Genomic DNA, 26,211 nt, shown 5'->3' on the forward strand with positions numbered 1-26,211 from the left:
TCAACGCAGTTTCTAAGTGAGATTTTTTTTTAATTCCAAATAGTTTATCTAAAATCTTCATTTTGTGCGATTGTCTTGTAGTATTACTGCTAACGGTTGGGTATTTGTGAAGAAAGCCCCTGTTCATCAAGTGATTTCGGGGCTTTTTTTACAAATACCATGTTGGCAGACGGTGTTTTTATGTATTTTGCAATACTAAAATTGCATTCTTAAAATTTAAACTTTGTAAATCTTCTTTATGTATACCGAAATATAAAATACTATCTCCAAAACAATCTATTTTTATCTGAGGATTACCAAAATTTAATTGCATCAATAAAACAAAATCTTCCTGAATTTTATTTATTTCTGACATTTCTGATTCTAATATTTTTTTATTAACATTTATATTTAGATATTTTGCCGCCCACCAAAACTTCACTGTTCCTTGTAAAGCATTTGGATGTCCTAAAATATGATTAGGAATTTCAAAATTTTTACTCACAGAATAAAAGATGTTTTCTTCAATCTCGCTTATAATATTCAATTCTTCATCAGTAACATTATAGTTGCTAATAATTGCGTCCTGATATGAAGGAAGTGTAAAGTACTCAAAAAAAGAAATAGGAAGTTCTTCCAGTGAATTATAATTGTATTCAAAATTTTCATTTATTGAAGGTTTATCTTTTACATAAAGCACCTTAAACTCATCATTTTTATCAGGAATTCTGTTATTTAAATCTAAAGTGTTAACAAAAAAATATAGAATACCATTTTTAGGAAATAAATTATTCATGTCACTAATTTCACTTAAATCTATTTGGGCAATGAAAGTAAGTGGGGATTCTCTAAAAAATGGAATTATGTTCTTTTCAATTGTTGGAATACCTCCAATTTTTGAAGTGTAAAAACTTGCCTTTTTTATACCTAATTTAAAACCAATACTTGGAATTAATAAAGACTTTATTAATGCCTTATTTTCACTATCACTTTCGTCGATTAATTTTAAAATATTATTTTTTAGCATTATTTAAAAAACTAAGTTATTAAGATGTGTATTTGGGTTGTTTATTACTGCTTGTTTTGCTTGTGTAATGATTTCCATCAACTTAATATATGCTTGGTCAGCAGTTAAATTACTTGGTAAAGCGTTTAATTTATTTAATATTCTACTATTATAAATATTATGGTTTGGCTGATTTCTCCAAGAGGTAACTGCAATTCCATTTAAAGCCTCATTTAGATGAAATGCATTTGCAGATTTGGATGCTTTTTGAATTATACTATTATTTGCCAAAGCCCATGGAATAAGGTGATGTGCTTGTTTAGCAGCATCGGTGAGTTGTAAAACTTTCGTTAATTGACTGCTATACCCAAATTTAACAACTCCATCAGTTCCAACAATCCATTTAAGTAATTGACGAGAAGCAATATTAGAAGCAGTTTTATTAACTACTTTTATACCTAATTTAGATCCTGCAGCAAACCATCCCGCAATTGGTATTGCTGATGCATAACTTAAACTGGCATTTATACCATCACCTTGAATTGTATAAATTACACCATTCGTAATATCACAAACTTCACCTATAACTGGAACTAAGCCACCTAAATCAAGCATTAATTGTATTGTCTCTCTAGATGACTCCCATAAACATTTGGATTTACTCCATTCTGGGTAAAATTTTCTATTAAATAAATAATTTCTTACAATAAGTTTTGTCTTTTCAACTGCAAATTGAGTTGCAAAAAGTCCTGCGCAACAATTAAGATTTAAAACATTTGTTATCTGTGCATCTGTAAGATTTTCAATATCTGCATTTGCCCCAAAAGCAACAAACGCTTCATTCGTTTCACTTATATATTCTTCATTGAAAAGAGACTTATTGATTTCATTATTTATTGAAAAATAATTTTGAATTTCACTGTAATCTAAATTTGAAAAATTATTTCTAAAATTAATATCAGAAGATAATTTTAATAAAGTCCAATTAGCGAATTCAAGATTTTTAGAATTGCTTGGAACAGTATAATTATCAAGATAATTTTCTAAAAGATTGATATAAATGCTAGGATTTTCAGAAGCCCACTGTTGTTCGTTTAATTGTATCCAAAAAGAGTACGCTCGGCTTGCTCTAACGTAGGCTGGATCTATACTTGGTTGTATGTTTGGATCAAAAACATAACCACTTGGGTCAGAGAGATTGTAGTTGCCAGAACCATCACCAGTCTCATCACCTGTATTTGGAAAACCATCTCCGTCTCCATCGCTTCCACCGCACTCAACAAAAACATGGCTCGTATTTTCATCAACGCAAAGATTGCAACCGTCGCAAATACCACTTGCACAAGAACCTGTTTGTGTACAATGATAAGTGTACGAGGTATATGCAACCTCACACATCCTGCTGGTTGATCTATTTTCAACTAACTTTAAAATTCCAGATCTAGAATCATAAATTGGCTTTGTTTTGCTGTTTTCCAGCAATTCTAAAATGGAAAAATTCCATCTGTCATTTCTATAAAAATAAACTAAATTATATTTTCTGTCAGGATTTTCAAATAAATTATATACTCTAAATGCATAACTATTTAGTTTATTAAAATTTAGTTTATTAATATTTATAGTATCAATTCTAAAAGTATTTAAAAAATCAGTATCAATTTGTGCATTTTTACTTTTAGATGAAATACTTTGCGATAAAAAATTTTTATCAGAATTATTTATTTTGGTTTCGCTTTTAAAAGTTTTAAAAGAGATTTTGTTTTGAAATTGTTTCGTACTCTGCATATTTTCAGATTCAATAAATCCAATTTCATTTCTGCAGGAAATTGCCGAAATTGACATAAGAAAAAGGAAGCACCCATAAAAAAAGAAATTTTTAATCATAATTTTAATTTTAAAGTTAATTATTATTTTTTAACGTCAGATATGCGCAATATTTATTACACTGTCTGCCAACGTTTGGCGGCTTTGCGAGGTTGCGAACTTCGTAACCGAGATCTTTCGGCTAAGATAAAATTTCTTGCGAAAGATAAACTTGAATTTTGCACTTATTTCGCAATCTCGCAAAACCGCTGTTAGTGGCTGGGCTTTGTTTTTTAAAGTTCACTTTCTCTTTTTACATTTACCATTTCATCAAAACCTCCTTTAATAAGAAGCAATTTAAGTGTCGTTATAAATCTACGTAATTCTCTATCTAGTATTGTATTATAGTCTGGACTTTGTCTATTAAAATCGTTTGGTAGTAAATTAGAGATTGCGTGATTTATTCCAGTAATAATGGTTGGAAATTCAATAAATTCCAATGTTTCATTTTTAATTTGAGTATCAATACTTATTTGTCTTGGTCTACCTGAATATTTGAAAGACACATTTTCAGTTGTAAAAGTTGCTTTTAGTTTTTCAAACTGTAAGTTTACATCTTGATTTATTCTGTCAGGAATAATTATGTTTATACGGCATTTTTTATAATGTTTTCCATCTTTTGTATATCCATCATTTTCAATTATATATCGACAAATAGGTATTATTAGGTTTTCATAATAAACAGATGCAAGAGTTGCTGATGGGAAAAAATTAATTTCATCATCAGAACTGTTTTTAAATAAATCACTAATTTGATTAACAGCACTTATTAAAGTAGTTGGATCCTTTTTATCAAATCTAGCTAAAGTTAATCCGATAAAGTCGGATGGAAGTTTAATTTCTTTATCAATTAAGAATGCACATTTTGAAGTTCCCAAACGTCCTGTAAATAAACCAAGCTCAAAAAGTACATTGTCTCGTGGTTGCAACATTTCTTCTCCTCTAAACATTACCTTATCATCGATTGTTCCTAACAATATACCAAAATCAAATTGTAAAGATGCTTTTAATAAGTCCGCTAAAAAGTTTTGATTAATTTTGAATATTGCTGTATCCCAAACATTATCATTCCAAATTGTAATTTCAAAATCATTTTCTAATATTTTTTTAACTTGCTCTGCAAGTTTCAATTCCTCTGACGAGGAACCAATAAAAAGTTTTTTCTTTATCATATTCTTAAAATACTTTTTAAATCAATAAATATGCCTTCAACTTCAGCTAAAAGGTTTTTTAAATTTTCTTTTTTCGCACTGTTGTTTTTAAAAATGTATTCTCTTCCATCAACTGAAACTAAATTATCTGCTTTAAATTCATCTGTCGTAATTTTCTTTAATTGATTATAAATAATGGGAACTAATTCATAAAAGGATAAAGTTTGATATTCATTTACGTTTATATCGTAGCAAATTGCATTAATATCAAAACTACTTAAATCAATATTATGATCTGAATTTGCTTTATTATTTTTAAGAAATCTAATCATTTTTTTTAACCTTCCATTTGTAAGTGAACTTCTTTCATTTATTCTTTTAATGCTCAAAAATGGGTAGTCAGCTTCTTCTCTTGAATTTGTATCTTTATTGTAAACTTGGATTCCTCGATAATCTCCTTTATCGTTAATTACTGATGTAATATCATCATACCAATTTGCAATAACAACATCAACTTCTCTATTTAAACTCAAATTTTTTATTTTTATAGATTTAGGTTTTGTTGTTTCACATATTGAATATATTCCTTTCAAAATATTTTCACTATCAATTCTCAAATTCCTTAAATCTTCCAAAGATTTTCCTTGATATGTCGTTCCTGTAACTTCTTTTTCAAGTTTAGGTATTGAAGAAAAAAACTTTACTCTTTGTTCAGAATTTTCTAATAGTTTTTTAATATTATAACTATCAGGTTGATAGAATTTTTCACAGATTGTTAATAAATCAATATCGCTATATCCTTTAATGTGTGTATCTGTCATAACTGAACCTTGATACTTAAAACTAACATCAGAAAGCCCTTTTAGTAAATGTTCTTTTACTCTTTCTCCTGCATCTTTGCTTTTTTGAGTATATTCTGGTTCTACACCTTTCATCGATAATCTTATATAAGTTAAAACTTCACTATATGAGATTGTTGATAATTCATCTGAAAATGTTTTTTTTAAAGCGAAATGCTCAGGATTTATTCGCCCTTTTACACTTTCAATAAGTTGTCTGTAACTTTTTGCCATCTCTAAAATTTCTAGTTTTAAGTTGTTTTTGTGCGGTTTTTCGGTAGCCTTGCCACTAACTCTCAAATATACGCAAGTTTTATAAATCCTCAAAAAAACCGTTTTTTTGTTAAATACACATTATCAGTCTATTATTTTAGATGTTTTGCGAAACATCTAAAATGCGCAAGTTTATCTATTTAAAATGCGCAAGGTTAATTATACAAAATACGCGCTCGAATTGCACAAACATTTTTCACTTTTTACTTCCCGTAAAACAAAAAAATGCTCTTCAATTTTAGCCGCGGGTGAAGTGGCATCCTTTTTCTTTTTTTTGCAAAAAAAAAGAAAAAGATATAACGGAACACGGGAAGATATTTCAAAAAGAAGCAAACTTGTCTTGCTCCTTGTTCTAAAACAATTGGATTGACCAAAAATCAATTTCTAATCTGGTCGATAATTATTTTAGAAGTTGCGGCGATTTTTTACGAAAGCGGATAAATGATATTTAAAATGCTAAGCCAGATTCATTGATGGCTAAATAAAAAATGTAAGCATTTAAAAGCATGTAAAAAGTGGCGGGTAGAGAAATGAGAAGTCCGTCTTTGGTTTTGATCCTTATGACCAGACCAAGGAACATGAGAAGGGCAAGTCCGCCAGAGGAGAGAAGCAAAATGGGTTTGTAATAGAGGCCAACGAGTAAACCCAATGCGCCTAAGATCTCCAGAATAATGACCAGAAAGCCGGATCTTTCGACATTTAAACGTTTAAATTCGTTTTTCATATTCGGTGAAATAAAATATGAAACTGAATAGCCCAAAAAAGAAAAACTGGAAATCAGGATACAGATAATAAATATATAATTCATTTTAAATGATCTCTAATGATGCTAAAGCTATAAAAGCGCATAAAATTAACAGCACCAAAGAAGGCAAATGTTTGAAGAAGGGATTTTTTATTTTAAAATGAAAATATTGCGCAGCGACCATTAACAATCCCATCAAAATAGCTGGAACGGCAACTAGCGGGGAAAACCAGATTCCGGCGACCAATAAAGTAGCCAGTGCGATTTTTGTAACGCCAACAAAGGTTCTGGTCAAATCGCTCAGTCCAAACTGGCGAAATTCTTTGATAATTACGTCATATCTGAAGATCCAGACGTAAGCGACAGAAGCGGCGACAATGATTTGTGCAATGAGTTGTAAGTTTGACATGGTATTTATTTTAAAGGAAGTTTTTTATTTTGCTTAAAATCTGATCTTAATTTTAAGTGATGTAAATATAGAGCTTTACGGTTTATATTTTGTTTAATTCTGTCTATATTGCCGATTTTTTTGGGAGATTTTTAATTTTACAAAGAGGAGGAAATTCATCGTTTAGAAATCAAAGAATCATTCACAATTTAAAACAAAAAAAGCCCGAAATTTCTTTCGGGCTTTTATATAAGAATCAATTATTTTTTAAAATTCTAAACAACGCCTTGCGCCAACATTGCTTCTGCAACTTTCACGAAACCTGCGATATTCGCACCTTTCACGTAATTAACGTAGCCGTCTTCTTCTTTTCCGTAGTTTCTACAAGCGGTATGTATGCCGATCATAATTTCTTTTAAACGGGCATCAACTTCTTCAGAAGACCAGTTTAAACGGATCGAGTTTTGTGTCATTTCTAAGCCGGAAGTGGCAACACCACCAGCATTTGAGGCTTTCCCTGGAGAAAATAATACTTTTTTATCCACAAAATAATTAATGGCTTCTAAATCACAAGGCATATTTGCAGCCTCAGTAACGCATAAAACACCATTTTCAACGAGTTTTTTAGCATCTTCTACATTCAGTTCGTTTTGCGTGGCTGAAGGAATAGCGACATCACATTTTACTTCCCAAGGATGTTTACCCGCGTGGAATTCTGCGTGAGGATATTTAATTAAATAATCTTCTGCGCGGTTATTTCCCATCGCACGAAGTTCTAATAAATAGTCAATTTTTTCGCCGGAAATTCCGTCTTTATCATAAATATAACCATCCGGACCAGAGATCGTAACCACTTTTCCACCAAGTTCATCTACTTTTTTAATAACACCCCAGGCAACATTTCCGAAACCTGAAACTGCGAAAATTTTGTCTTTAATTGTTTCATTAATGGTTTTTAGCATTTGCTCACAAAAATAAACAACGCCATAACCCGTAGCTTCAGGACGAATTAATGAACCGCCATAAGCAATTCCTTTTCCGGTAAGTACGCCGGTAAATTCATTTCTGATTTTTTTATACTGGCCAAATAAATAACCAATTTCACGTGCTCCAACGCCGATATCTCCCGCAGGAACGTCGGTTTGTGGACCAATATGTTTGCACATTTCCGTCATGAAAGCCTGGCAAAAACGCATAACTTCCATATCAGATTTACCTTGTGGGTCAAAATCTGAACCTCCTTTTCCACCGCCCATTGGCAAAGTAGTTAAAGAGTTTTTGAAAACCTGCTCAAAAGCAAGAAATTTAAGAACTGACAAATTTACGGTTGGGTGAAACCTGATTCCACCTTTATACGGTCCAATGGCAGAATTCATCTGAATTCTAAAACCACGGTTTACCTGAATGATTCCTTTATCATCAACCCATGGAACGCGAAAAATAATGGCACGCTCTGGTTCTGCCATTCTTTCAAGAAGTTTCATGCCCAAATACTCTTTTTTCGTCACAATAAAAGGAATTACAGTGATAGCAACTTCCCGTACAGCCTGTAAAAACTCAGGTTCGTTAGGGTTTTTTGCCTCGATCATTGCGATAAATTCCTCAATTTTTTGATCTAAATCATCATTTTCCATATAGTAGGATTAATTATTGACAACAAATTTAATTTTTTTTTATAATCTTGCAAACCATTTTATTATTTTAGTTAAAATTTGTCTTTATGTAAGTATTATTTTATTAATCTTATAAAATTAAACTTTACGGTGGCAATTTTTAACGATAATATAAATTTCAATAACTTATTAATAAAATAAGAATATCAAATAACAGAAAATTGTTTCCCTGAAAAGGATTTCAAAACTCCTAAAAGTTCTAATTCTAAAATTATACCCGAGATTTTATAAGAAGGCAATTCCATTTTTTGCGCAAGATCATCTAAAGTAATTTTAGGACTGTCTGCGATTATATTGTAAATATTTTGCTGCGATTCTGTCAGCATTTTTTTGATCTCGGAAGTGGGAAAAAGTTCGGCAGTTTTTTCTTTTGGCTCCGTAAAACGCAGTTGTTCTAAAAGAGAATCTATCGTAGATATAATTTGTGCTTTATTGTTTAAAATCAAGTGGTTGCAACCCTGACTGTATTTGTCAGAAATTTTTCCGGGTAAGGCAAAAACATCACGGTTGTAGGAATTTGCAAAAGTTGCTGTGCTTATAGAACCACCACCAAAAGCGGATTCTACTACAATTGTTGCAGGGGAAAGCCCGGCAATTAAACGGTTTCTTTGTATGAAATTTTCACGGTCGGGTTTTTGTGAGGAATTAAATTCAGTAAAAAGACAGCCGCCAAGATCGATCATTTCGGTCGATAATTTTTTATTTTTTGAAGGGTAAAAGGTGTGAAAACCATGTGCTAAAACACCAGCCGTTTCTATTTTATTTTTTAGGGAAAACTGATGAACTTCTGTGTCGGCGCCCAAAGCCAGACCACTTATCGTGATGCAGTTTTGATTTTTTAAAGCGTCGGTAAAATCTTCTATGAATTGTTTGCCATAAGCTGTGATATTTCTTGTCCCAACAATACTAACTTTCTTTTTTAATTCATTGAAAATCCCTTTTTTGTAGAGAATTGCCGGTGCGTCTTCACATTCATTTAATAATGCAGGCAATTGATTTTTGTGACGAAGCAGAATATCGATGTTATTTTTTTCACAGAATTTAAGCTCATTTTCTGCAAACTTTAAGCTTTCAGAATTTCCTATTTCTTTTGAAATTTTAGAACCGATGCCCGTTATTTCCTTTAAACCAGATTTTGATATTTCCCAGACTTCTTTAGCAGAACCAACGGCTTCAACTAATTTTTGAAAATTGATATCACCGATTAGATTTGTACGTCTGAGCGCAATGGAATAAAGATGTTCTTCTGAAAACATAAAAAATTACTTAAAATCAAAACTACGTAATTTTAGTTGTTTTTTACTTATTGTTTTTGCTAAAGTATTGAAAATCATTTACCACGCATCCACGAAAAGTATCAAATATATTTTTAAAAAATCATTTAATTTGATATTATTTCAAAACAGGGAAATCGAACATTAGTGGCAAATTTTAATCTGATGTTTGTCCATTTTTCCTGATATCATCTAATCTTTCCCATACGTCATCTTTCTTTTTAAAAGGTAATTCGTTAAAATGTTCCGGATTTTGTTCTTTATAGATCTGCCAAAGTTTGTCGTCTTTTTCGCTATAATAATTGGGAAACTGCCAAATAAATATTTTCTTTTTCTCGCCGACCTTTTTTAGCATATAAGCCATAATACTTCCGACCAAAGCTCCGGCAAGATGCGTTTGCCAGGAAATTTTGCTCGGCTCAGAAAGTTGAGAAAAAAGCTCTTCGGGTAACATTCCCCAGATTAAACCACCGTAATATAAAGCCACAACCATGGAAATGGCCAAAAGTTTCATATCCCAGCGAAAAAGTCCACTAAAAAACAGAAAAAATGCCATTAAATATACCAATCCGCTTGCCCCGATAACACAGGTGTAAGAATATTGTCCGCTAAAAATATCAACGGGAGGAAGCATCCACACCAGTAAACCTGTTAAGATCCAGCCAAAAAAGAAAACAATATTCGCCACTTTTGGATAAAACTGATAAAGAAGAAACATCAAAATGGCAATGGGAAAAGAATTCCCGATTATATGCTCGAAGCCACCGTGTAATAAAGGCGCAAAAAAAATACCTTTTAAACCTTCCGGAGTTAAAGGAATAATCGCTCCGCTGCAATTTTCAAACAAACCGTGCACCTGTAATGTGAAGATAAACCACATGGCAACCAACATTAAAAATGGGTACAGAATTGCACGAAAGGATATAAATTTTTTGAACATTGTGATTTTTTGGGCTCAAAACTAAAGCCATCGAAATTTGTAAGTAAATTTGGCAAAAAAATTTAAAAAAACTGATTTTTTCAGCCACTTTGGTATTTTTTCGCTGTTGTCTTTTAGGTAAAATTGTATTTAATTAATACTTTTGCACTTATTTAAAAAAGAAAATTAATGAAGTGGATATTAGCATTTACCGTTTTTTTTGGTTTATTAAAGGCGCAGCAAACGCCCTATCTAAAGACAATTGATTCTATAAACCAATTAAGTTGGGAGAAGAATTCTATACAGTTAGACAGTCTTTCTAATGTTAAGATTGCAAGGATATTTTTAAAACCAGTTGATACATTGGCTATAAATCTGGATCTTCTCACAGGTCGTTTTGCTCAAGAAGTGCCATTAACGCCATATAATCTTTTAAGAACAAAGGATCCAAAAAGATGGTTTTACTTTGGACAAAATACTTTAATTTTTAACCAGTCTTCTTTCTCTAACTGGAATTCTGGCGGTAATAATAATATTGGCATTATCGGAAAAGTAAACTATCAGATCAATTATAAAAAAAACCGTCATTTTTTAGATTATAATGTAAAAATGGGATATGGTTTGGTTTCTGCGGCGGGACAATCTACCAGAAAAACCGATGATTACATCGATCTAAGCAGCAATTATGGCTATGATTTAGGTAAAAATTATTACCTCTCAACAGGTTTTCAGTTTTTGTCGCAGTTTACACCAGGTTATAATTACAGCGCTACGCCAAACCCAACTAATAATGATAAAATTTCAGATTTTCTTGCGCCAGCTTACGTTAACGTTGGTTTAGGAGTTTCATATAATCCCAAGGAAAATTTTCAAATTGTTTTCAGGCCAATAAATGGAAAATTCACTATCGTGGGTGATTCTCTCTTGCAAAAAGCCGGAAACTTTGGTTTGGAACGCGATGGGCAAAGTTTAAGAAGCGAGTTGGGAGCGATGCTGAATGTTCAGTACAGATTGAATATTTATAAAGATATTACGTACACAAACAGCCTGAATTTATTTACAAACTATCTTTTCCATTCTGAGCGTGTAGATATTGGTTACAGCGGCGCGCTGAGTTTAAAATTTAATAAATTTATTACTACTACTGTAAATGTAGATTTGTTATACGATCATGACCAGGTGCAGAAATTGCAGATCAAACAGACATTGGGTCTGGGCGTTTCGTATAGTTTTGGTTTTGTTGATGACGATAATATTTACAAAAAAAGAGGCGCAAAACCATTTATCGGCTTATAACTTCTTACCTGGAATTCTTAAATTTAAAAAGAGAAATCAGTAAAAAAAGCGCTGCGAAAACGTCAATGATATTCCACAAAGTTCTACCTAAAGCAATTTTTAAAAAAAGGCTGAAAAAGTAATGCTAATGGGATAAAGACAAACACCAACGTTTCTTTTTTTGCTTTATTTGCCTCAAAAGCGAGGTAGGCAAAACCGATAAAACTTATAAAACGCACCAGTTGGTAAAAACCGTAAGGCATTTTTAAAAGGCAGCCGAGAAGGAGTGCTGCGAGCGCAATTTTCGTAATTTCCGCCATTCCCAAGGTGCTATCGGGTTTTTGCCTATCCATAATCCTGATTTTTTTCTTCTTGCATAAATTTCCAAAGCCGCATAATTTTGGTCTTTAGAATATTTTTTAAAATGCCAGGCTAGACCATTTTTCAAGAGTTCTTTGTTAACATTGGTTCCGTTTTGCAGGATAACTTCCGCAAGAATTCTTTTATACCGATCTTTTTTTCCATCCCATTTGATATTCACAAACTGTCCAAAACAAAGATCAGAAACAAAAATTTTAGCATTATTTCCAAAAGGCTGTTTTTTCTCCGGGCAGTCGATGTGTGATAATCTTACGGTTTCGGGTTTACCATCTATGAGCAAAACTACGGTGTCGCCGTCTTTTACACCGATGACTTTGTAGGTTTGGGCGGAAATTACATTTAAAAAGATGAAAAATATTACAGTTAAAAAGAGTCTCATGAGTGACAATGATTTAATTATACAACCCAACTTCTAATTTTGGTGAAAATAATATAAGAAACTCATGGTAAAGTGGAATACTTATTAAACTTAGCATTATTATTAAAAAAGTAAAAACCAAAAAATAACCAAACTGGTCTGAAGCATATTGATTCTTAATTTTTACTTTTTCAAATATAATTTTCAATAAGATAAAAGACAGATAATAAGCGATAGAATTCATTATAATTCCTGAAATCGCAAATACTGATGCGGTTCTATAAAAATCTGATAGTCCCGAATTATTTTTCTGAATTATTGAAAATGTATCATTTAAAACACCGAACAATTCTTTACCAAATAAACCCGAACTTAAGATGAGTCCAGACAAAATTATAGCGTAATAATTATAATTATCATCTTGAAATGCAGATTTTCTAAAATGTTTTGTGATCGTTTTTATCACAAATATTGACAGTAAAGCGTATATCACTACACTCACTGTTATAAATAAAATTTTATTGGTTTCCATTATTGTTAGATTTTAAAGTAATTTTCCATTTATTTTGATCTGATATTTCTACAGGTATTATTCCTGGTGGCAAAAAACTTGTGGTTTCCCAAACAGTATAATTTACGCCAAAAAAGTTGAATTTTTGTCCATTTACCGGAAGATTTACTGCTAATATAGAATGACTGTAAAATTGGCTCGTAAGAAGTAAGACATCATATCCGTAGTGATCCAAAATTGTATAAAGCAACAGCGTTCTAGTATCACAATCTCCTTTTAAATTTCCTAAAAATTCGACAGGCGAATTGATACCGTACCGTTGATAAGGATCACAACTTGCATTTTTAGTTTTAAAATAATCTTTTATGTAATTTTCCTGATAAAGATCTGGGTTACAGGATTTATCTAAAACAATAGAATAAGGAATATCCTGCGCAAAACTTACGATCATTTCAGAAAACTTAACGGGATTAAGCTTCTTTTCGTTTTTAATATGATCAAAAAGATAATAGACTCCGGATAAAGTATTTTTATCATTTTCTTTCAGCTCGTGTACAAAATAATTGTAATCACTTTGTTCAGGTAATTGGTTTTTAAAATTATGCGCTTTTCTGATATCGCACGCCTTTATACTATAACTTCCCTGATAATTATTTTGGGAATAATCTTTCCATTTTCTAAAATGTGTCACTACAGAATCTTTAATTTGAGGGTTTTCTTCGTTATCAACATTTTGAATGGTTCGGGTTTCTGCAGGTTCGTCCTTCATCTCTGGAATTTTAACCGTCGACCTCGAAGTGTTGAAAGAACTGAAAAGGCCTGAAATAAAATTAATTAAAAATAGAATACCGACAATCCAGATGAAATATTTTAGAATTGGACGGCAAAAATGGATAAGCAAACCTATAATTAAAAAGGGCAAAAAATAGATGAGGTACGGAAAAAAAGCAATCAGCAAAATTGCCCAAATTAAAAAACTGAAAATACTGCCACATCCTATATTTTCATGGGTATTCGTGTCCCGGTATTTCCAGTCGCCCCAATAAGTTTTTTCCTTTGCACCAATATTCTTCTCTAAACCATTTTTCTCGATATTCTTTTTTCCCTGTTCTTACATTTGACTGAATACAATCATTGATATTTGTTTTAGATTTTACTTCATTGATATTTGATTTAGGATTCCCACTTAATGTTTTACTAATATCAGATGAAATAAAAGTTAGATTATGAACATCAGGTTCTGGTAAATAAACTTTTTCCTCCTTTTCAACATCTACTTCATCTTTTATATAGCCGAAAATTTCACCCTCGATAACCCCAAAAGATTTGTCGCCATCAGTTTGCTGTAATTTTTGAGAAATATTTCTACTATCTGTAAATTGTGGATGAAAAATATTAATGTGGTAAAAGTCTGAACCTTTTTTAATACAGGTAGAGATTTTTTCCGGCAAACTTTCTTTCGGGAATTTTTTTATTTCGTCGTAAGGTGGAACTTCGTCAAGTTTCTCTACTTTTAGAAGTTCGGATTCATAAATGTTAATATTATAAAATTTTCCGCTGCCGTCCTCCCAATTAAAAGTTCCGCGGTATTTTCCTTTTAAAACACCTTTTATGTGCGTTTTTCGCTCTTCTTTGCCCCAATATTTTATAATTTTATATTTTCCTGTTTCGTCTTCTAAAACTTCTGAAACATAATGTGGCTCAGTAGATTTTTTAACTTCTTCTGAAATGATTTCCACGTCGGAAATATTAGCCTTATTTTTATTAAAAAAATTAAACAAATTCTTTAATCTTTAGGATTCTGAATGGTGAATAAAATCTAAAAAGTCTTTCTCAGATTTATGAACAATAATACTTTCTGTTTTTTTCGTGCGAAAAGGTGGGTTTTTCCAAAACTGGTATTTTTCCGCAAAAATATCGGCTACTTCTTTTTCATTTTCCGTTCGAACCCTTTCATATTTTAAAACATCATATTTTTCTAACTTTTTCATTTCTTCAGAAAGATTATTTACTAAATCCTGGTTAAGTTTTTCAAGTCTTTTTTGTAGAGTAATACCGTATTTTTTAACGTGTTCATTGTAATTATTCTGCACAAAATTCATTTCAATTTCCTGTTTCATTTTAAAGAAACTTTTCTTTTTCCCAACGCTGTATTTCTGGTAAACAGGAAATATAAATGTAAAAACAGCAAACGAAATAACCGCCCAAGACAAAGGATTTTCTTTTAAAATAATGCGCATCGTGGTAATATAAAAATTACTTTTATCAACCAGTTTTGCTAATTTTTCGTAATGCTCTTTTTTTTCCTGAATTACCGAAACTACATTATTCTTATATTCTTGAAAATCTTTTTCTAAATATTGATTATTGAATTTAATTTCTTTAATGTTTTCCAAAAATTTTTGATCTTCAGTCGTTTCGTCGAAAAGCAAATTCTCAATATTAGAATAGATATCATCAAATTTTTGCTGATTTTTTCCGCTAAAGGGGAGTCTTTTTAATTTTTCAAGATCTTTTTTGAAAAAAAGTCCATTAATTAAAGAAATATTATCGTTTTCAATTTTCTGACTAATAACGCTGTAAGATTTTTTTAAATTGACGGAATCTTGTAAACTCAAAATCTTAAACCTTTCCTCAAATTTACTTCGGTATTCCATTTCTTTTTTCACGAAAGATGAATCTGCAGAGAGAACTTCATTCAGTTTATACTCTATTTTATAGCGGTCAACGGATCTTTGTGAAGAATTTTTTAGTAACAAAACATTTAAAGGTTGTGATACAATTACTGCAAGAAAAATAATAAAACCTAACCTAAAAAAAAACGAGATGTTGTAATTAAAAACCAGCATTTTTACTTCTCCAATAATCTTATTGTTTTTTTTAATAGGTGTGGGTAAAAGTGTCGGTGTAATGGTGTAATTGAGAAAAACATAAATGACTGCGACTAATAATCCCCAAAAAATCCCAATGGGAACAGACAAAAAAATATTTCCCTGAAATGCATTATATAAAAATGAAAATCCACTCACGCAACACAAAATGAAAATCATAAATACAAATACGCCAATTCCTACAAAAACATTAGATGTTCCGCTTCTATTAATTATCTGAAAATCTTCACCGGAAAATTTCAGGAAAAAATTTCGCAAGGAATTCTTTTCTTTCATTTTTATGCTTCCTGAATGTACATTTCCGGGTCTTCGTCTATTTTCTGCTTTTCTCTTTCTTTGTATTTTTCTACTGCATAATACGTAAGTTCTTTTTGGATTTCAGCAATTTTCACTTTTTCAAACTTTAGTTTATCCGCTTCGTGATTGATGATTAAATGTTTTTCTACACCTTCTTTATCTTTATAAAAATCATAGCGAACTTCAATTCCATTTTCCGCCAGTTTCATTTCGTTTCTGTTTTCGTAGAGATAATCATACGGCGATTTTATAAGCATCATTTTGAAAAAAATCGGAGTCAATTCTATCGCCAAAAATAAAAGGGTAATAAAAATTGAAATAGTACTTCCTGCAACTTCATGGGCTTTTTTTAAACGTATTAATAAACCGTCTAAACTTGCGGCTTTTCTTCCGGCGTCATCTATTGTTTTTTTCTTTTTTTCTTGTAATTCTGCTTTATCGTTTTCTGCTTTTATAAAATTTGGCGACTTTTTGAGTACATCAACCTGTGCTTGTAATTCGCCTATTATTGTTTTCATTGCTTCGGCTCTTGGTTCATAACCAGGTCTTTTTCCAGTAATTTCTGTAACTAAAATTTGTTTATTTGCAATAATTGATTTTTCCTTTTCATCAATTTCACTTTGTATTTTTCCTAAATTTTGTTCAGTTTCCGAAATTGATTTTTTAAAATTAATTTCAGCAAGATTAATAAGATTTGTTTTTTCTTTTTCCTGCTCTTTCTGGATTTCTAAATCAATCTCAGTTTTAAACATCCTGATTTCTACAGGTTTAGAAATTGAGATTGCAATAATACATCCCATAATCAATCTCGGTAACGCACTTTTTAATTCATTTAAAGTAATTGCTTCCGTACCATCGCCTTTTCCGGTACTTGTAACAATAAACCGGTCTATATTATAAATCATCAATCCCCAGATAATTCCAAAAATTACTGAAAAAATTACCGTCGGAGTATCGATCGGAATTTCTGTAGCACTTTTGGCAACCTGCATTTTATCCAAAACATTTGCAGTTTTTGGTGAAAAAATGGTATAAAATGCATAACCGCCAGAAAGTGATGCCATTACGCCAGTTGCAAGAACAATTCCGCCCATGCAGAAATATTTTACCTGATCAGAATAAGTTGCTCTTTCCAATAGGAATGCGTCGCCACCTGCACAGTTCCACATCATTTTCATTATTGAGCTGGGTTTCGGGGTTGTGTAGTTTTCCATCATATAAAATCTTTTGAGTTAAAAGGAGTTGGGTTATATTTTAAGTTTTTTGTTTTTATTGAAATTTGAGGTATAGAAGTCTGAATTGGAACTTTTATAAAATTGAAATGATTATTTTTAGTAACTAATTTCAGATTAATTTTTTCAATGTTAAAAGATTTCAAAAATTTAGCCTCAAACTTTTCAGAGTGAATGATTTCAGTGATTTTATGATTAAAAATAAAAGTTTCTTTTTTTCTAAAACCATGAACAATAAATTCTAACTTTTTTGGCAGTTGATTGTTATAAATTTCAATTGATTGTCCGTTTAGTGATTTATGGAATCCTTTAAGATCGTATTATAGCGCATTTTCAAAATCGTAAGTCAACGTAAAAATGGACTTGTCAAAAACAATTTTATCGGAAAAATAAAGTGTATTTTTTTTAAGTTTTCTATTTTTTTTAAATAAAATTTTAACAAACCTCCACAGAATCTTTCCGCGAAAAATTATTTTCTGCTGACATACCCTAATTTGTTTAGTGTAAGTAAAATATTTCAAAAAGAAATTCATTTTAATAAAATTTTAGTGTTATTTCAATGTCTATAAAATTTTTAGATGTAAGTTTTATTTCCATTTCTATTAATGTAATATCTTCCGCCCCTTGGACCGGTATGAATGGTGCGCCCATTATAAGTATCACTGCTTGTAGAAGTTGCGCGAGATTTTACTTTTTTATGGACTTTGTGGGTTTTTGCCTTCTTCCTTGATTTTGTCTGCGCAAATAATGGCGTAGTTCCAATTGTTGCGAATATTACTATTAAAAGTAGAATTCTGTTTAAGTTTTTTTTCATATTTATTACATTTAAATGTTAAAAAAATAATATTATTAAAAGTGTAAATAAAAACAGGATTGGGGTAAAATATAAAAGACATCCGCGAGAAGTTTTGTTATACACTTTGTTATAGGCATACTTTTTAGGATTTGTAATCCAGCCATAACCTTTGGGTGCTTTAAATCCAAGATTATGACTTATAAATCTTTTAGGCGATGTTCTTGCAGAAATTCTCTTTTTCAGCGAAGGCTTTCTATATCCAAATTTCATTTTTAATATTTGTTGCAATTAGAGGAACAATAATAACATCCATCAGATTTAGAATATTTCTTTTTTGCTGCATCTACTGCATCTTTACAATTGTAAAAAGTTCCCAAGTATTCTCGGTTATTTACATCCGGAAGACGGGTGCAGGTTTCCTCATGAACTTCATGATACCCATTACTTTGTGCATTTTTGTTTACATAATAATTTTTCATCATTTTATTTTATAATCATTAATTATCAAAACTACAACGTCCATCCCAAACTTCCTTACGGTTTCCCGTAAAGCAAATTAATTTTTAAAATTAAACACATGAAATTTTAGAAATTGTTTGATATTATTTACATTTGATAGTATAAAATCAGTAATTTAAAAGAAAAAAAATAATGGTAGACGCAAGTGAGTATTCATTCGATTTTCTAAAAATGCTGTTCGGCGATTTTGGTCCGCTTATTTATCTTGAAATTTTTATCCGTGTTTTTATCATTATGGCTTATACTATATTAATAATCAGATGGATAGGGAAGCGCGCTGTTGGCGGTTTGGGAAGTGCTGATATTTTGATTATCGTTGCAATGGGAAGCGCCGTTGGAGATGCTACTTTTTACCCTTCTGTGCCACTTTCAGTAGCATTATTAGTTATTACGCTGATTGCTGCCTTTCAGAAATTATATATTTACATCGGTATCAGACATGAAAAAGTAAGAAAAATAACCCATCCAAAAGTGCTGAAACTTGTAGAAAACGGAAAGCTTTTAAATGAAAACTTTACGATTGACGAGATTGATAAAAATGAAGTCTATATGCTTCTTCGGGAAGCCGGGATCAAATATTTATCTGAAGTCGAACATGCTTATTATGAGCAATCCGGGCAGTTGAGCGTTTTTAAATATGAAAATCCAATGAAAGAACATTCTATTTTACCGGAACATTTGGATCAACTTAAAGAAAAATCTGAGAAATGAGTTTTGAAGATCCACAACAAATAAAAAAGTCTGAGGAAAACCACAGAGTGGCGAGACCGACACAGACTGGATTTTCCAGTCCGGCAACTCATTACAATGAACCGAGAATTGATCTAAACAATGTTTTAGCACAGAATTCTGAATCTACTTTTTACATTCGTGTGATTGATGAAGCTTCATCTGAATTAAATATCAATATAAACGATGTTTTAATTGTTGATAAATCTTTGACTCCAAAACAAAATCAGTTGGCAGTTGTAATTAAAGAAGGAAATTTTGAAATTTTGAGAATGGGGGAGATTTTAATGGAAGAAATTAAAATTTGGGGCGTCATTACTTATATCATAAAATCAACTTTATGATCGCGTTGGTCGATTGCAATAGTTTTTACGCTTCCTGTGAACAGGTTTTCCGGCCGGATCTCCAAAACCGTCCGGTGATTGTGTTGAGTAATAATGATGGTTGTGTGATCGCGGCCAACAAACACGCAAAAGCATTAACGGAAATCCCGATGTTTCAGCCTATTTTTAAAATTAAAAAATTGCTGGATGATAATAATGTCGCTTATTTTTCTTCTAATTACACGCTTTACAGCGATATGTCGCGCCGCGTGATGGATACTTTAAAAGAATTTTCACCCTTGGTAGAAGAATACAGTATCGATGAAAGTTTCGTGGATCTTTCATATTCTCGGGACGAAGATTATGAAAATCTTGGAAGAATTATAAAAAATACGGTTCAGAAAAACACCGGTATTCCGGTTGGTGTTGGAATTGCAAAAACAAAATCTCTATCAAAATTAGCCAATAAATTCGCAAAAAAAATTCCTGAAAATAATGATGTCTTTGTTGTGGATTCTGAAGAGAAACGACAGCTTTTACTTCGAAGCTTGACGGTAAAAGATGTCTGGGGAATTGGTAGAAAAAATGCCGAAAAACTGACCAAAAACAACATCAATACTGCTTTGGAATTTGCAGAAATGCCAATGGCTTGGGTGCGGAAAGAAATGACGGTGATCGGCGAAAGGCTTTATCGCGAACTAAATAATGAACCTTGTCTCGAGTTGAACGCTTTACCTGAGGCAAAACAAGGCATCGGAACAGCAAAATCTTTTGGCAAAAAACTGACGGATTACGGTTTGATAGAAGAAGCCTGCAGTTATTATGTTTCGGAAGTTGCGGATCTTCTGCGCCAGCAAAAAAGTTCTGCAACACAAATCGAAGTGTCTTTGCAGACCAACGCTAACAGCGCGACAGACATGCAGTATAAAAATAAGATTACTATAACCTTAGAAAGTCCGACGAACAGTACTGTGAAATTAACCAAAGAAGCCTTAAAAGGTTTACGGCAAATTTTCAAACCCGGTTATCGCTATAAAAAAGTAGCAGTTAATTTATTGCATTTCGTTCCTGATGATCAGATTCAGTTGGGTTTATTTGAGGAAAAAACTAAAATTGAAAGTGCTGAAATCACTGAAGTAATGGATGCTTTAAATAATAAATTTGGGAAAAATAAAGTTAAATTAGGCAGTGTAGGTGTGAGGGAAAAAGAATGGGCATTGATAAAAGAACACCGAAGTCCGAGATATACAACGCAGTGGGATGAATTATTGACAATCGGTAAGAAAGAGTGAAATTAGTAAAAAGATTGATTTTTCTTAAATTTCAATCGTCCGGAAAGTCAAATTAATTCTTGGTGTAAAAACTTTTTTTGTCGGCGGCAATCTGTGAAGCCAGTTTTTTTGCGTCTCGCCTTTCATGACTAGTAAACTTCCGGGCTGCAGCTGAAAATCGACGCGTTCTTTGGTAGTTTTATGTTTAAACGAAAACTTTCGTTCTGCGCCAAAACTTAAAGATGCAATTGCGCCGTTCATTTTAAGATCTTTTTCGCCGTCGCTGTGATAAGCCATGCCTTCTTCGCCGGAATGGTAAAGATTTAAAAGACAGGAATTAAAAGTTTCACCGGTTTTTTCTTCCACCAATTTTTTGAGTTTTAAAAGATCTTCGGTAAATTTTAAGGCTTTTTTTGTTCGGTTAGAATAAGTGTATTCAAAAGCATCTTCTGCATACCAGGCGACTTTTCTTTTGGTGTAAATGAGTTTCCCGAAAATTACAGCTTCGTCATTTTTCCATTCTATGTCGTTTAATAGATTAAAATAAAATTTTTCTGCGTCAATTTCTGCTACTACTTTGCCATAATAATTGACTGTTCCGTCATAAGGCAAATAATTTTTTTCTGAGGTAAATTCCGGGGGAAATAATTCCATTTTTAAATTATAATTAACATTTTATTCTATTCGAAAATCTGCAGCCCGACTTGAACGGAGCTCTTTTTGAGAAACGAAGTGGAGCAAAAAAGCGGGAGTGGAAGGCGGATAAAGCTGCCCAAAAAATCATTTTAAATTTAAGCATTCCAAAATTCACGATCCAGACTTCTGTATTGAATGGCTTCGCCAATGTGAGAGGAATTGATGGTTTCACTTTGCTCAATATCTGCGATGGTTCTCGCCACTTTTAAAATTCTATCGTAAGCGCGGGCAGATAAACCCAGTTTTTCCATAGCCACTTTGATGAGGTTCTGAGAAACTTCATCCAACTGACAATATTTCTCAATTTCTTTCGGTCCCATTTGTGCGTTATAATTGATTTCCAGATCTTTATAGCGTTCGGTTTGTGCTTCGCGTGCTTTTAAAACGCGTTCCCGAATCGTTAAACTTGTCTCGCCTTTTCGCTTGTCAGTTAACAGATCAAATTCTACTTTTTGAACTTCAACATGAATATCAATACGGTCTAAAAGAGGCCCTGAAAGTTTATTCATGTAACGCTGCATTTCAAAAACCGACGACGTATTATTGGGATCATCGGGAAAATAACCGCTCGGACTTGGGTTCATAGAAGCCACCAACATAAAACTTGCGGGATAATTGACGGAAAATCTGGCGCGGGAAATTGTGACTTCGCGGTCTTCCAGAGGTTGACGCATCACTTCTAAAACGGTTCTTTTGAATTCCGGCATTTCGTCTAAAAATAAAACGCCATTATGTGCCAAAGAAATTTCTCCGGGTTGCGGATAACTTCCTCCGCCAACCAAAGCGACATCCGAAATCGTGTGATGTGGCGCGCGAAATGGGCGAACTGTTAATAAACTGGTATTTGTTCCCATTTTTCCGGCAACAGAATGAATTTTTGTGGTTTCTAAAGCTTCCTTTAAAGTCAAGGGTGGCAAAATACTTGGAAGTCTTTTCGCGAGCATCGTTTTCCCACTTCCGGGTGGTCCGATAATGATGATATTATGTCCGCCTGCTGCGGCGACTTCCATAGCGCGTTTTGCGTTTTCCTGACCTTTTACCTCAGAAAAATCAAAAGGGAAAAAATTAATCTTATCCTGAAATTCTTTTCTGGTATCAATTACAGTTCGCTCCAGAGGTTTTCCTTCATTAAAAAAATCGATAACTTCTTTAATATTATCAACACCATAAACTTCCAAACTATCAACAATTGCCGCTTCTTTGGTGTTTTGTTTTGGTAAAATAATGCCTTTAAAACCTTCTTCCCGGGCTTTTATTGCAATTGGTAAAATTCCTTTCAACGGTTGCAATCCGCCATCAAGAGAAAGTTCTCCCATAATAATATAGTCTCCAAGATTTTCTGCTTTAATCTGATCCGATGCAGCGAGAATTCCGATAGCGATACTTAAATCGTAAGCTGAACCTTCTTTTCGAAGATCAGCAGGCGCCATATTAATGGTGATTTTCTTGCCCGGAAGTTTATATCCAACATTTTTTAAAGCTGCAGATATTCTAAAACTACTTTCTTTAATGGCAATATCAGCCAAGCCAACCAAATGATAACCAACGCCTTGGTCAACATTAACTTCTATCGTGATGGTTTGTGCAGAAACTCCATGAATAGCGCTACCAAAAATTTTTACAAGCATTTAAAATATTTAATTATTAAAATTAGGTAAAAATTACGGTTTAAAATATAAAACCCTCATCTTTAAAATAAGGGTTTTATAGAATTTATAAGAAAAAGATCTGAATTTAAAAAATTACATAAATTTTTCACCTTTTTTAAAGTTTTTTAACTCTAAAACGTAATCTTTTATAAGTTGGTCATTATCTTTTGGACATATTAAAAGTGCCTTTTCGGTATCGATCACGATATAATCTTCCAAACCGTCGATAATTGCAGCTTTATTATTATTTTTCAATTTAATGATTGTGCCAGTAGAATTGTAAGTTAGAATATGTTTAGATTTAAATGCGTTTTGATTATCATCTTTTGCTGCATTTTCATAAACGGAAGTCCAGGTTCCAAGATCGCTCCATCCAAGATCGGCGGGAATTACATAAACATTTTTTGCTTTCTCTAAAATACCATTGTCAATGGAAATTTTATTTACTTTAGGATATATTTTTTCAATGCATTCATTCTCAGCATCACTGTTGTATTCACATTCAGAAAACTGCTGTGTCATTTCAGGTAATAATTCTTCAAAAGCTTTTTTTATACTTTTCACATTCCAGATAAAAATACCGGCGTTCCAAAGAAAATCTCCTGATTCTAAAAAGGTTTTTGCAATTTCAAGATCGGGTTTTTCGGTAAATGTTTTTACTTTAAAATAAGTTTCATTTTTTTTATCCATAAACTGGATGTAGCCGTAGCCAGTATCCGGACGCGTTGGCTTAATACCCAAAGTGATCAAATAATCATTTTCTTTGGTGATTTCAAAAGCGCTCTCTACCTTTTTTAGAAAAATATCTTCCTTTAAAATAAGATGATCTGCAGGTAAAATAATAATATTGGCAGCAGGATTTTTTTGCTCAATTTTATTTAACATATAAAGATTACACGCAGCTGTGTTTTTCATTACAGGTTCACCAACAATGTTTTCTAAAGGAACCTGAGGTAATTGCTGATGAGAAATATCAATATATTCTTTATTAGTAATCACGAAAATATTTTCTGCAGGAATAAGTTTACTGATCCTGTCAAACGTTTGCTGAATCATCGTTCTTCCTGTTCCCAAAATATCCTGAAATTGCTTTGGATTTTTCTGTGTGCTCATCGGCCAAAAACGACTTCCGATTCCACCAGCCATTATCACACAATATTGATTTTTATTCTCCATGTTAATTTTTAAGTTGTTCTACTTTTGCCAAAGGTTTAAAAATATATTTCTTGCCGTTTTGTAGATTTTCACAAAGATAATTCTTTTTAAGTTTCTCTAAAATTTTATAGTTTTGTTTTTTATAAAGAAAAATTTCTTCCTTCGACAGATACTCTATAAAAACTTCATTATCAGATAGATCGTCTTTATAAAAAAATTTTACGATTGGACCACTTGCCATAAAATTGGCTTTTGGGTTTCTGGAAAAACGAAAAATTTCTGGTTTCAATTCTTCAGAATAAACAGCTAGACTTTCATGAAGCATCTCACGAAATGTCTGTTTCCATTCCAAACCGTGAGGCGAAATTCTTTTATTTTTAAAATTATGAAAAGCTATCAAATGCGCAAGCTCATGCGTTAAAACAAAGAAAAATAATTCTGGCTGTAAATTGTGGTTGATCGTGATTTTATGCGAACCATCCCTTAATCTTTGATAATCTCCCAGTTTGCTGTTTCTCGCACGTGATATATGCAAATGAATTTGGTGAGAAGAAAACCAGATTTTTAAATAACCAAAAGCGGTTTCCGGCAAATATTTTTGAAGAATTTCGGTGGACATTTATAAGCTTAAAGGAATGCCTGCGTAGAAATTTAGCAATTTTAAACTAAAAAGGTAGTTGTATTTAGCTTGTGCAACAGAACCTTGCGCATTCGCAAGATTATTTCTTGCTACGCTGATGTCATAAATTGTAGTTCTTCCGGCATTATAACTTTTTTCTGCAAAATCAAGAGCCAAAGCGGTGCTTTTTTCTGCTTGAATAGACGAGATATAAATTTCATAATTACTTTCAGCGTCAAACTGTGCTTTTTGAACGTTCTCTTTTACGCTTTGCTTTTGAATCTGTAAGTTATTATTGGCAATATCTTCATTTATCTTAGATTGTTCTACCTGAAGACGCGTAATTCCTTTGTTAAAAATTGGAATATTTGCTGAAATACCAACTTGCTGTCCGAAATTATCTTTGCCCTGATTGAAGAAATTCACTTGCGGAATTTGATTTCCGTTTATAGATCTTGTACTCAATAATCTGAAATAAGACGTTCCAAATCCTGCATTAGCCGAAATTGTTGGCCAAAATGAAGTTCTGACTATTTCTGTTTGTGCAGCTGCAGCTAAAATTCTGCTTTCCGCTGCTTTCACGACAGGCTGATTTTGAGTAGCTTTTTCCAAAACACTTTCCGCTGAATATAAAGGTGCATCCAATTTATCATCAACAGAAACATTGACTACCTCAAAATTTTTGTAATCCGGCAGTTGCAAAAGTTGTGCAAGTGCAAATAAACTTCTACTAACATTGATTTCAGAAGTTTTTACGTTCTGCTTTTCTCTCGCCAAAGATGCGTCTGCTTCGGCAAAAATTGTCTTTGCGGTTGTTCCCACATCAGTTGTGATCTTTGCACGGTCATAAACTTTTTGAGCATTTTCTAAACTGCTTTGAGAAATTTTTACAATTTCCTTGTTCAGTAGAATAGTTAAATATTGCTGCGCAATTTGTAGAGAAATATCGTTTTTAGTGCTTTCGGTATCGAACATACTTGCTTCAACATCATAATTGGATTTTCGGATTTGTTTTGCAAGTCTGCTGTGATTAAAAAGCAAAAGATCTGCACCTACATTGACGCTATTATTGAAATTGTCATTTCTATTTGTAACCCCAAAAATATCTCTTCCTTGACCGAAACTTGAACCAATTGCTGCAGTTCCTGAAACTGAAGGCAGATATTGGCGTTTTGCAATTGTTAGATTAACATTTTCATTTTTACTGTTGAGATCACGTTGTAAAACCTGCAGATTATTTTGCATAGCATAATTTACACATTCCTGCAAAGTCCACTGTTTTTGCGCAAATGCAAAAGCAGAGGAACAAATTAAAGAAAATATAATTATTTTTTTCATGGTTGGTTTTAGAGAATAAGTTGAGTTTTTTAACGAAATGTTACATTTAAAATAAAATTTC

27 protein-coding genes are annotated in these 26,211 nt (G+C 32.2%); 4 read left to right on the top strand and 23 right to left on the bottom strand.

All coding sequences use genetic code 11. The annotated features are described in order from the left end of the window. Nucleotides 1-178: 178 nt before the first annotated feature. The 9 genes from BM238_RS10250 to BM238_RS10295 form a co-directional block, all read right to left on the bottom strand. The gene (locus BM238_RS10250) at nt 179-1,006 is read right to left on the bottom strand and encodes a DUF1963 domain-containing protein (RefSeq protein ID WP_090080507.1); all 828 of its coding nucleotides are present in this window, start codon (nt 1,004-1,006) and stop codon (nt 179-181) included. Nucleotides 1,007-1,009: 3 nt separating this feature from the next. Beyond that, nucleotides 1,010-2,869 carry an AHH domain-containing protein gene (locus BM238_RS10255; RefSeq protein ID WP_143093377.1) on the bottom strand — a complete coding sequence of 620 codons (1,860 nt, stop codon included), beginning with the start codon at nt 2,867-2,869 and terminating at the stop codon, nt 1,010-1,012. Nucleotides 2,870-3,081: 212 nt separating this feature from the next. Further along, on the bottom strand, nt 3,082-4,020 hold the full coding sequence (cap12, locus tag BM238_RS10260) for a CBASS system CD-NTase-associated NAD(+) hydrolase Cap12 (RefSeq protein WP_090080510.1): 939 nt from the start codon (nt 4,018-4,020) through the stop codon (nt 3,082-3,084). Continuing rightward, nucleotides 4,017-5,072, bottom strand: coding sequence for a nucleotidyltransferase-like protein (locus BM238_RS10265; RefSeq protein ID WP_090081540.1), 1,056 nt, complete (start codon nt 5,070-5,072; stop codon nt 4,017-4,019). The genes cap12 and BM238_RS10265 overlap by 4 nt, the downstream gene beginning before the upstream one ends. Before the next feature lie 487 nt (nt 5,073-5,559). Then, complete coding sequence (locus BM238_RS10275) at nt 5,560-5,919, bottom strand: DoxX family protein (RefSeq protein ID WP_090080514.1); 360 nt, start codon at nt 5,917-5,919, stop codon at nt 5,560-5,562. Nucleotide 5,920: 1 nt separating this feature from the next. After that, on the bottom strand, nt 5,921-6,265 hold the full coding sequence (locus BM238_RS10280) for a DoxX family protein (RefSeq protein ID WP_090080516.1): 345 nt from the start codon (nt 6,263-6,265) through the stop codon (nt 5,921-5,923). Between the two features lie 254 nt (nt 6,266-6,519). Beyond that, nucleotides 6,520-7,878 carry an NADP-specific glutamate dehydrogenase gene (gene gdhA / locus BM238_RS10285; protein ID WP_090080518.1) on the bottom strand — a complete coding sequence of 453 codons (1,359 nt, stop codon included), beginning with the start codon at nt 7,876-7,878 and terminating at the stop codon, nt 6,520-6,522. 185 nt (nt 7,879-8,063) lie between these two features. Continuing rightward, on the bottom strand, nt 8,064-9,173 hold the full coding sequence (gene dprA / locus BM238_RS10290) for a DNA-processing protein DprA (RefSeq protein ID WP_090080520.1): 1,110 nt from the start codon (nt 9,171-9,173) through the stop codon (nt 8,064-8,066). A 175-nt stretch (nt 9,174-9,348) separates the two neighbouring features. Beyond that, the gene (locus BM238_RS10295; RefSeq protein ID WP_090080522.1) at nt 9,349-10,131 is read right to left on the bottom strand and encodes a rhomboid family intramembrane serine protease; all 783 of its coding nucleotides are present in this window, start codon (nt 10,129-10,131) and stop codon (nt 9,349-9,351) included. Nucleotides 10,132-10,299: 168 nt separating this feature from the next. Here BM238_RS10295 and BM238_RS10300 point away from each other — a divergent pair, with 168 nt between their 5' ends. Continuing rightward, nucleotides 10,300-11,406, top strand: coding sequence for a DUF3078 domain-containing protein (locus BM238_RS10300; protein ID WP_090080524.1), 1,107 nt, complete (start codon nt 10,300-10,302; stop codon nt 11,404-11,406). Between the two features lie 4 nt (nt 11,407-11,410). Here BM238_RS10300 and BM238_RS14665 read toward each other — a convergent pair whose 3' ends face one another. From BM238_RS14665 to BM238_RS10345, 9 genes are all read right to left on the bottom strand, one after another. Beyond that, the gene (locus BM238_RS14665) at nt 11,411-11,485 is read right to left on the bottom strand and encodes a hypothetical protein (RefSeq protein WP_317040690.1); all 75 of its coding nucleotides are present in this window, start codon (nt 11,483-11,485) and stop codon (nt 11,411-11,413) included. A gap of 4 nt (nt 11,486-11,489) precedes the next feature. After that, the gene (locus BM238_RS14670) at nt 11,490-11,648 is read right to left on the bottom strand and encodes a DUF6804 family protein (RefSeq protein WP_317040686.1); all 159 of its coding nucleotides are present in this window, start codon (nt 11,646-11,648) and stop codon (nt 11,490-11,492) included. A gap of 2 nt (nt 11,649-11,650) precedes the next feature. Next, nucleotides 11,651-12,145 (bottom strand): thermonuclease family protein, encoded by a 495-nt coding sequence (locus BM238_RS10310; protein ID WP_090080526.1) that lies wholly within the window; start codon nt 12,143-12,145, stop codon nt 11,651-11,653. Nucleotides 12,146-12,158: 13 nt separating this feature from the next. Next, nucleotides 12,159-12,656, bottom strand: a complete 498-nt coding sequence (locus BM238_RS10315) for a hypothetical protein (RefSeq protein ID WP_090080527.1) — start codon at nt 12,654-12,656, stop codon at nt 12,159-12,161. After that, complete coding sequence (locus BM238_RS10320) at nt 12,643-13,404, bottom strand: hypothetical protein (protein WP_143093378.1); 762 nt, start codon at nt 13,402-13,404, stop codon at nt 12,643-12,645. Before BM238_RS10320 ends, BM238_RS10315 begins: the two co-directional genes overlap by 14 nt. A 235-nt stretch (nt 13,405-13,639) precedes the next feature. Then, nucleotides 13,640-14,374 carry a hypothetical protein gene (locus BM238_RS10325; RefSeq protein WP_177205459.1) on the bottom strand — a complete coding sequence of 245 codons (735 nt, stop codon included), beginning with the start codon at nt 14,372-14,374 and terminating at the stop codon, nt 13,640-13,642. A 54-nt stretch (nt 14,375-14,428) separates the two neighbouring features. Next, entirely contained in the window at nt 14,429-15,802 is a 1,374-nt protein-coding gene (locus tag BM238_RS10330; RefSeq protein ID WP_090080534.1) for a DUF4407 domain-containing protein, read from the bottom strand. A gap of 2 nt (nt 15,803-15,804) precedes the next feature. Then, the gene (locus tag BM238_RS10335; protein WP_090080536.1) at nt 15,805-17,040 is read right to left on the bottom strand and encodes a DUF4407 domain-containing protein; all 1,236 of its coding nucleotides are present in this window, start codon (nt 17,038-17,040) and stop codon (nt 15,805-15,807) included. 589 nt (nt 17,041-17,629) lie between these two features. After that, nucleotides 17,630-17,869, bottom strand: coding sequence for a hypothetical protein (locus BM238_RS10345; protein WP_090080540.1), 240 nt, complete (start codon nt 17,867-17,869; stop codon nt 17,630-17,632). A gap of 633 nt (nt 17,870-18,502) precedes the next feature. Here BM238_RS10345 and BM238_RS10360 point away from each other — a divergent pair. Genes BM238_RS10360 through BM238_RS10370 form a run of 3 tightly spaced genes read left to right on the top strand, consistent with a single transcriptional unit; the run spans nt 18,503 to nt 20,714 of the window. After that, nucleotides 18,503-19,081, top strand: coding sequence for a DUF421 domain-containing protein (locus tag BM238_RS10360; protein WP_090080543.1), 579 nt, complete (start codon nt 18,503-18,505; stop codon nt 19,079-19,081). Then, the gene (locus BM238_RS10365; RefSeq protein WP_090080545.1) at nt 19,078-19,443 is read left to right on the top strand and encodes a S24/S26 family peptidase; all 366 of its coding nucleotides are present in this window, start codon (nt 19,078-19,080) and stop codon (nt 19,441-19,443) included. The genes BM238_RS10360 and BM238_RS10365 overlap by 4 nt, the downstream gene beginning before the upstream one ends. Then, nucleotides 19,440-20,714: a Y-family DNA polymerase gene (locus BM238_RS10370; protein WP_090080547.1), complete on the top strand. Its 1,275-nt coding sequence runs from the start codon at nt 19,440-19,442 to the stop codon at nt 20,712-20,714. Before BM238_RS10365 ends, BM238_RS10370 begins: the two co-directional genes overlap by 4 nt. A gap of 24 nt (nt 20,715-20,738) precedes the next feature. On the opposite strand, the gene BM238_RS10375 is transcribed toward BM238_RS10370, so the two are convergent. From BM238_RS10375 to BM238_RS10395, 5 genes are all read right to left on the bottom strand, one after another. After that, nucleotides 20,739-21,347, bottom strand: coding sequence for an alpha-ketoglutarate-dependent dioxygenase AlkB family protein (locus BM238_RS10375; RefSeq protein ID WP_090080548.1), 609 nt, complete (start codon nt 21,345-21,347; stop codon nt 20,739-20,741). A gap of 137 nt (nt 21,348-21,484) precedes the next feature. Beyond that, nucleotides 21,485-23,017, bottom strand: coding sequence for a YifB family Mg chelatase-like AAA ATPase (locus tag BM238_RS10380; RefSeq protein ID WP_090080550.1), 1,533 nt, complete (start codon nt 23,015-23,017; stop codon nt 21,485-21,487). Between the two features lie 114 nt (nt 23,018-23,131). Then, the gene (locus BM238_RS10385) at nt 23,132-24,214 is read right to left on the bottom strand and encodes a mannose-1-phosphate guanylyltransferase (RefSeq protein ID WP_090080552.1); all 1,083 of its coding nucleotides are present in this window, start codon (nt 24,212-24,214) and stop codon (nt 23,132-23,134) included. A gap of 1 nt (nt 24,215) precedes the next feature. Further along, a complete protein-coding gene (locus BM238_RS10390; RefSeq protein ID WP_090080554.1) occupies nt 24,216-24,812 on the bottom strand; it encodes a SprT-like domain-containing protein in 597 nt (198 codons plus the stop codon). Then, a complete protein-coding gene (locus tag BM238_RS10395) occupies nt 24,813-26,150 on the bottom strand; it encodes a TolC family protein (protein ID WP_090080556.1) in 1,338 nt (445 codons plus the stop codon). Nucleotides 26,151-26,211: the final 61 nt, after the last annotated feature.

Source organism: Halpernia frigidisoli (assembly GCF_900113805.1).
Lineage (GTDB): Bacteria > Bacteroidota > Bacteroidia > Flavobacteriales > Weeksellaceae > Halpernia > Halpernia frigidisoli.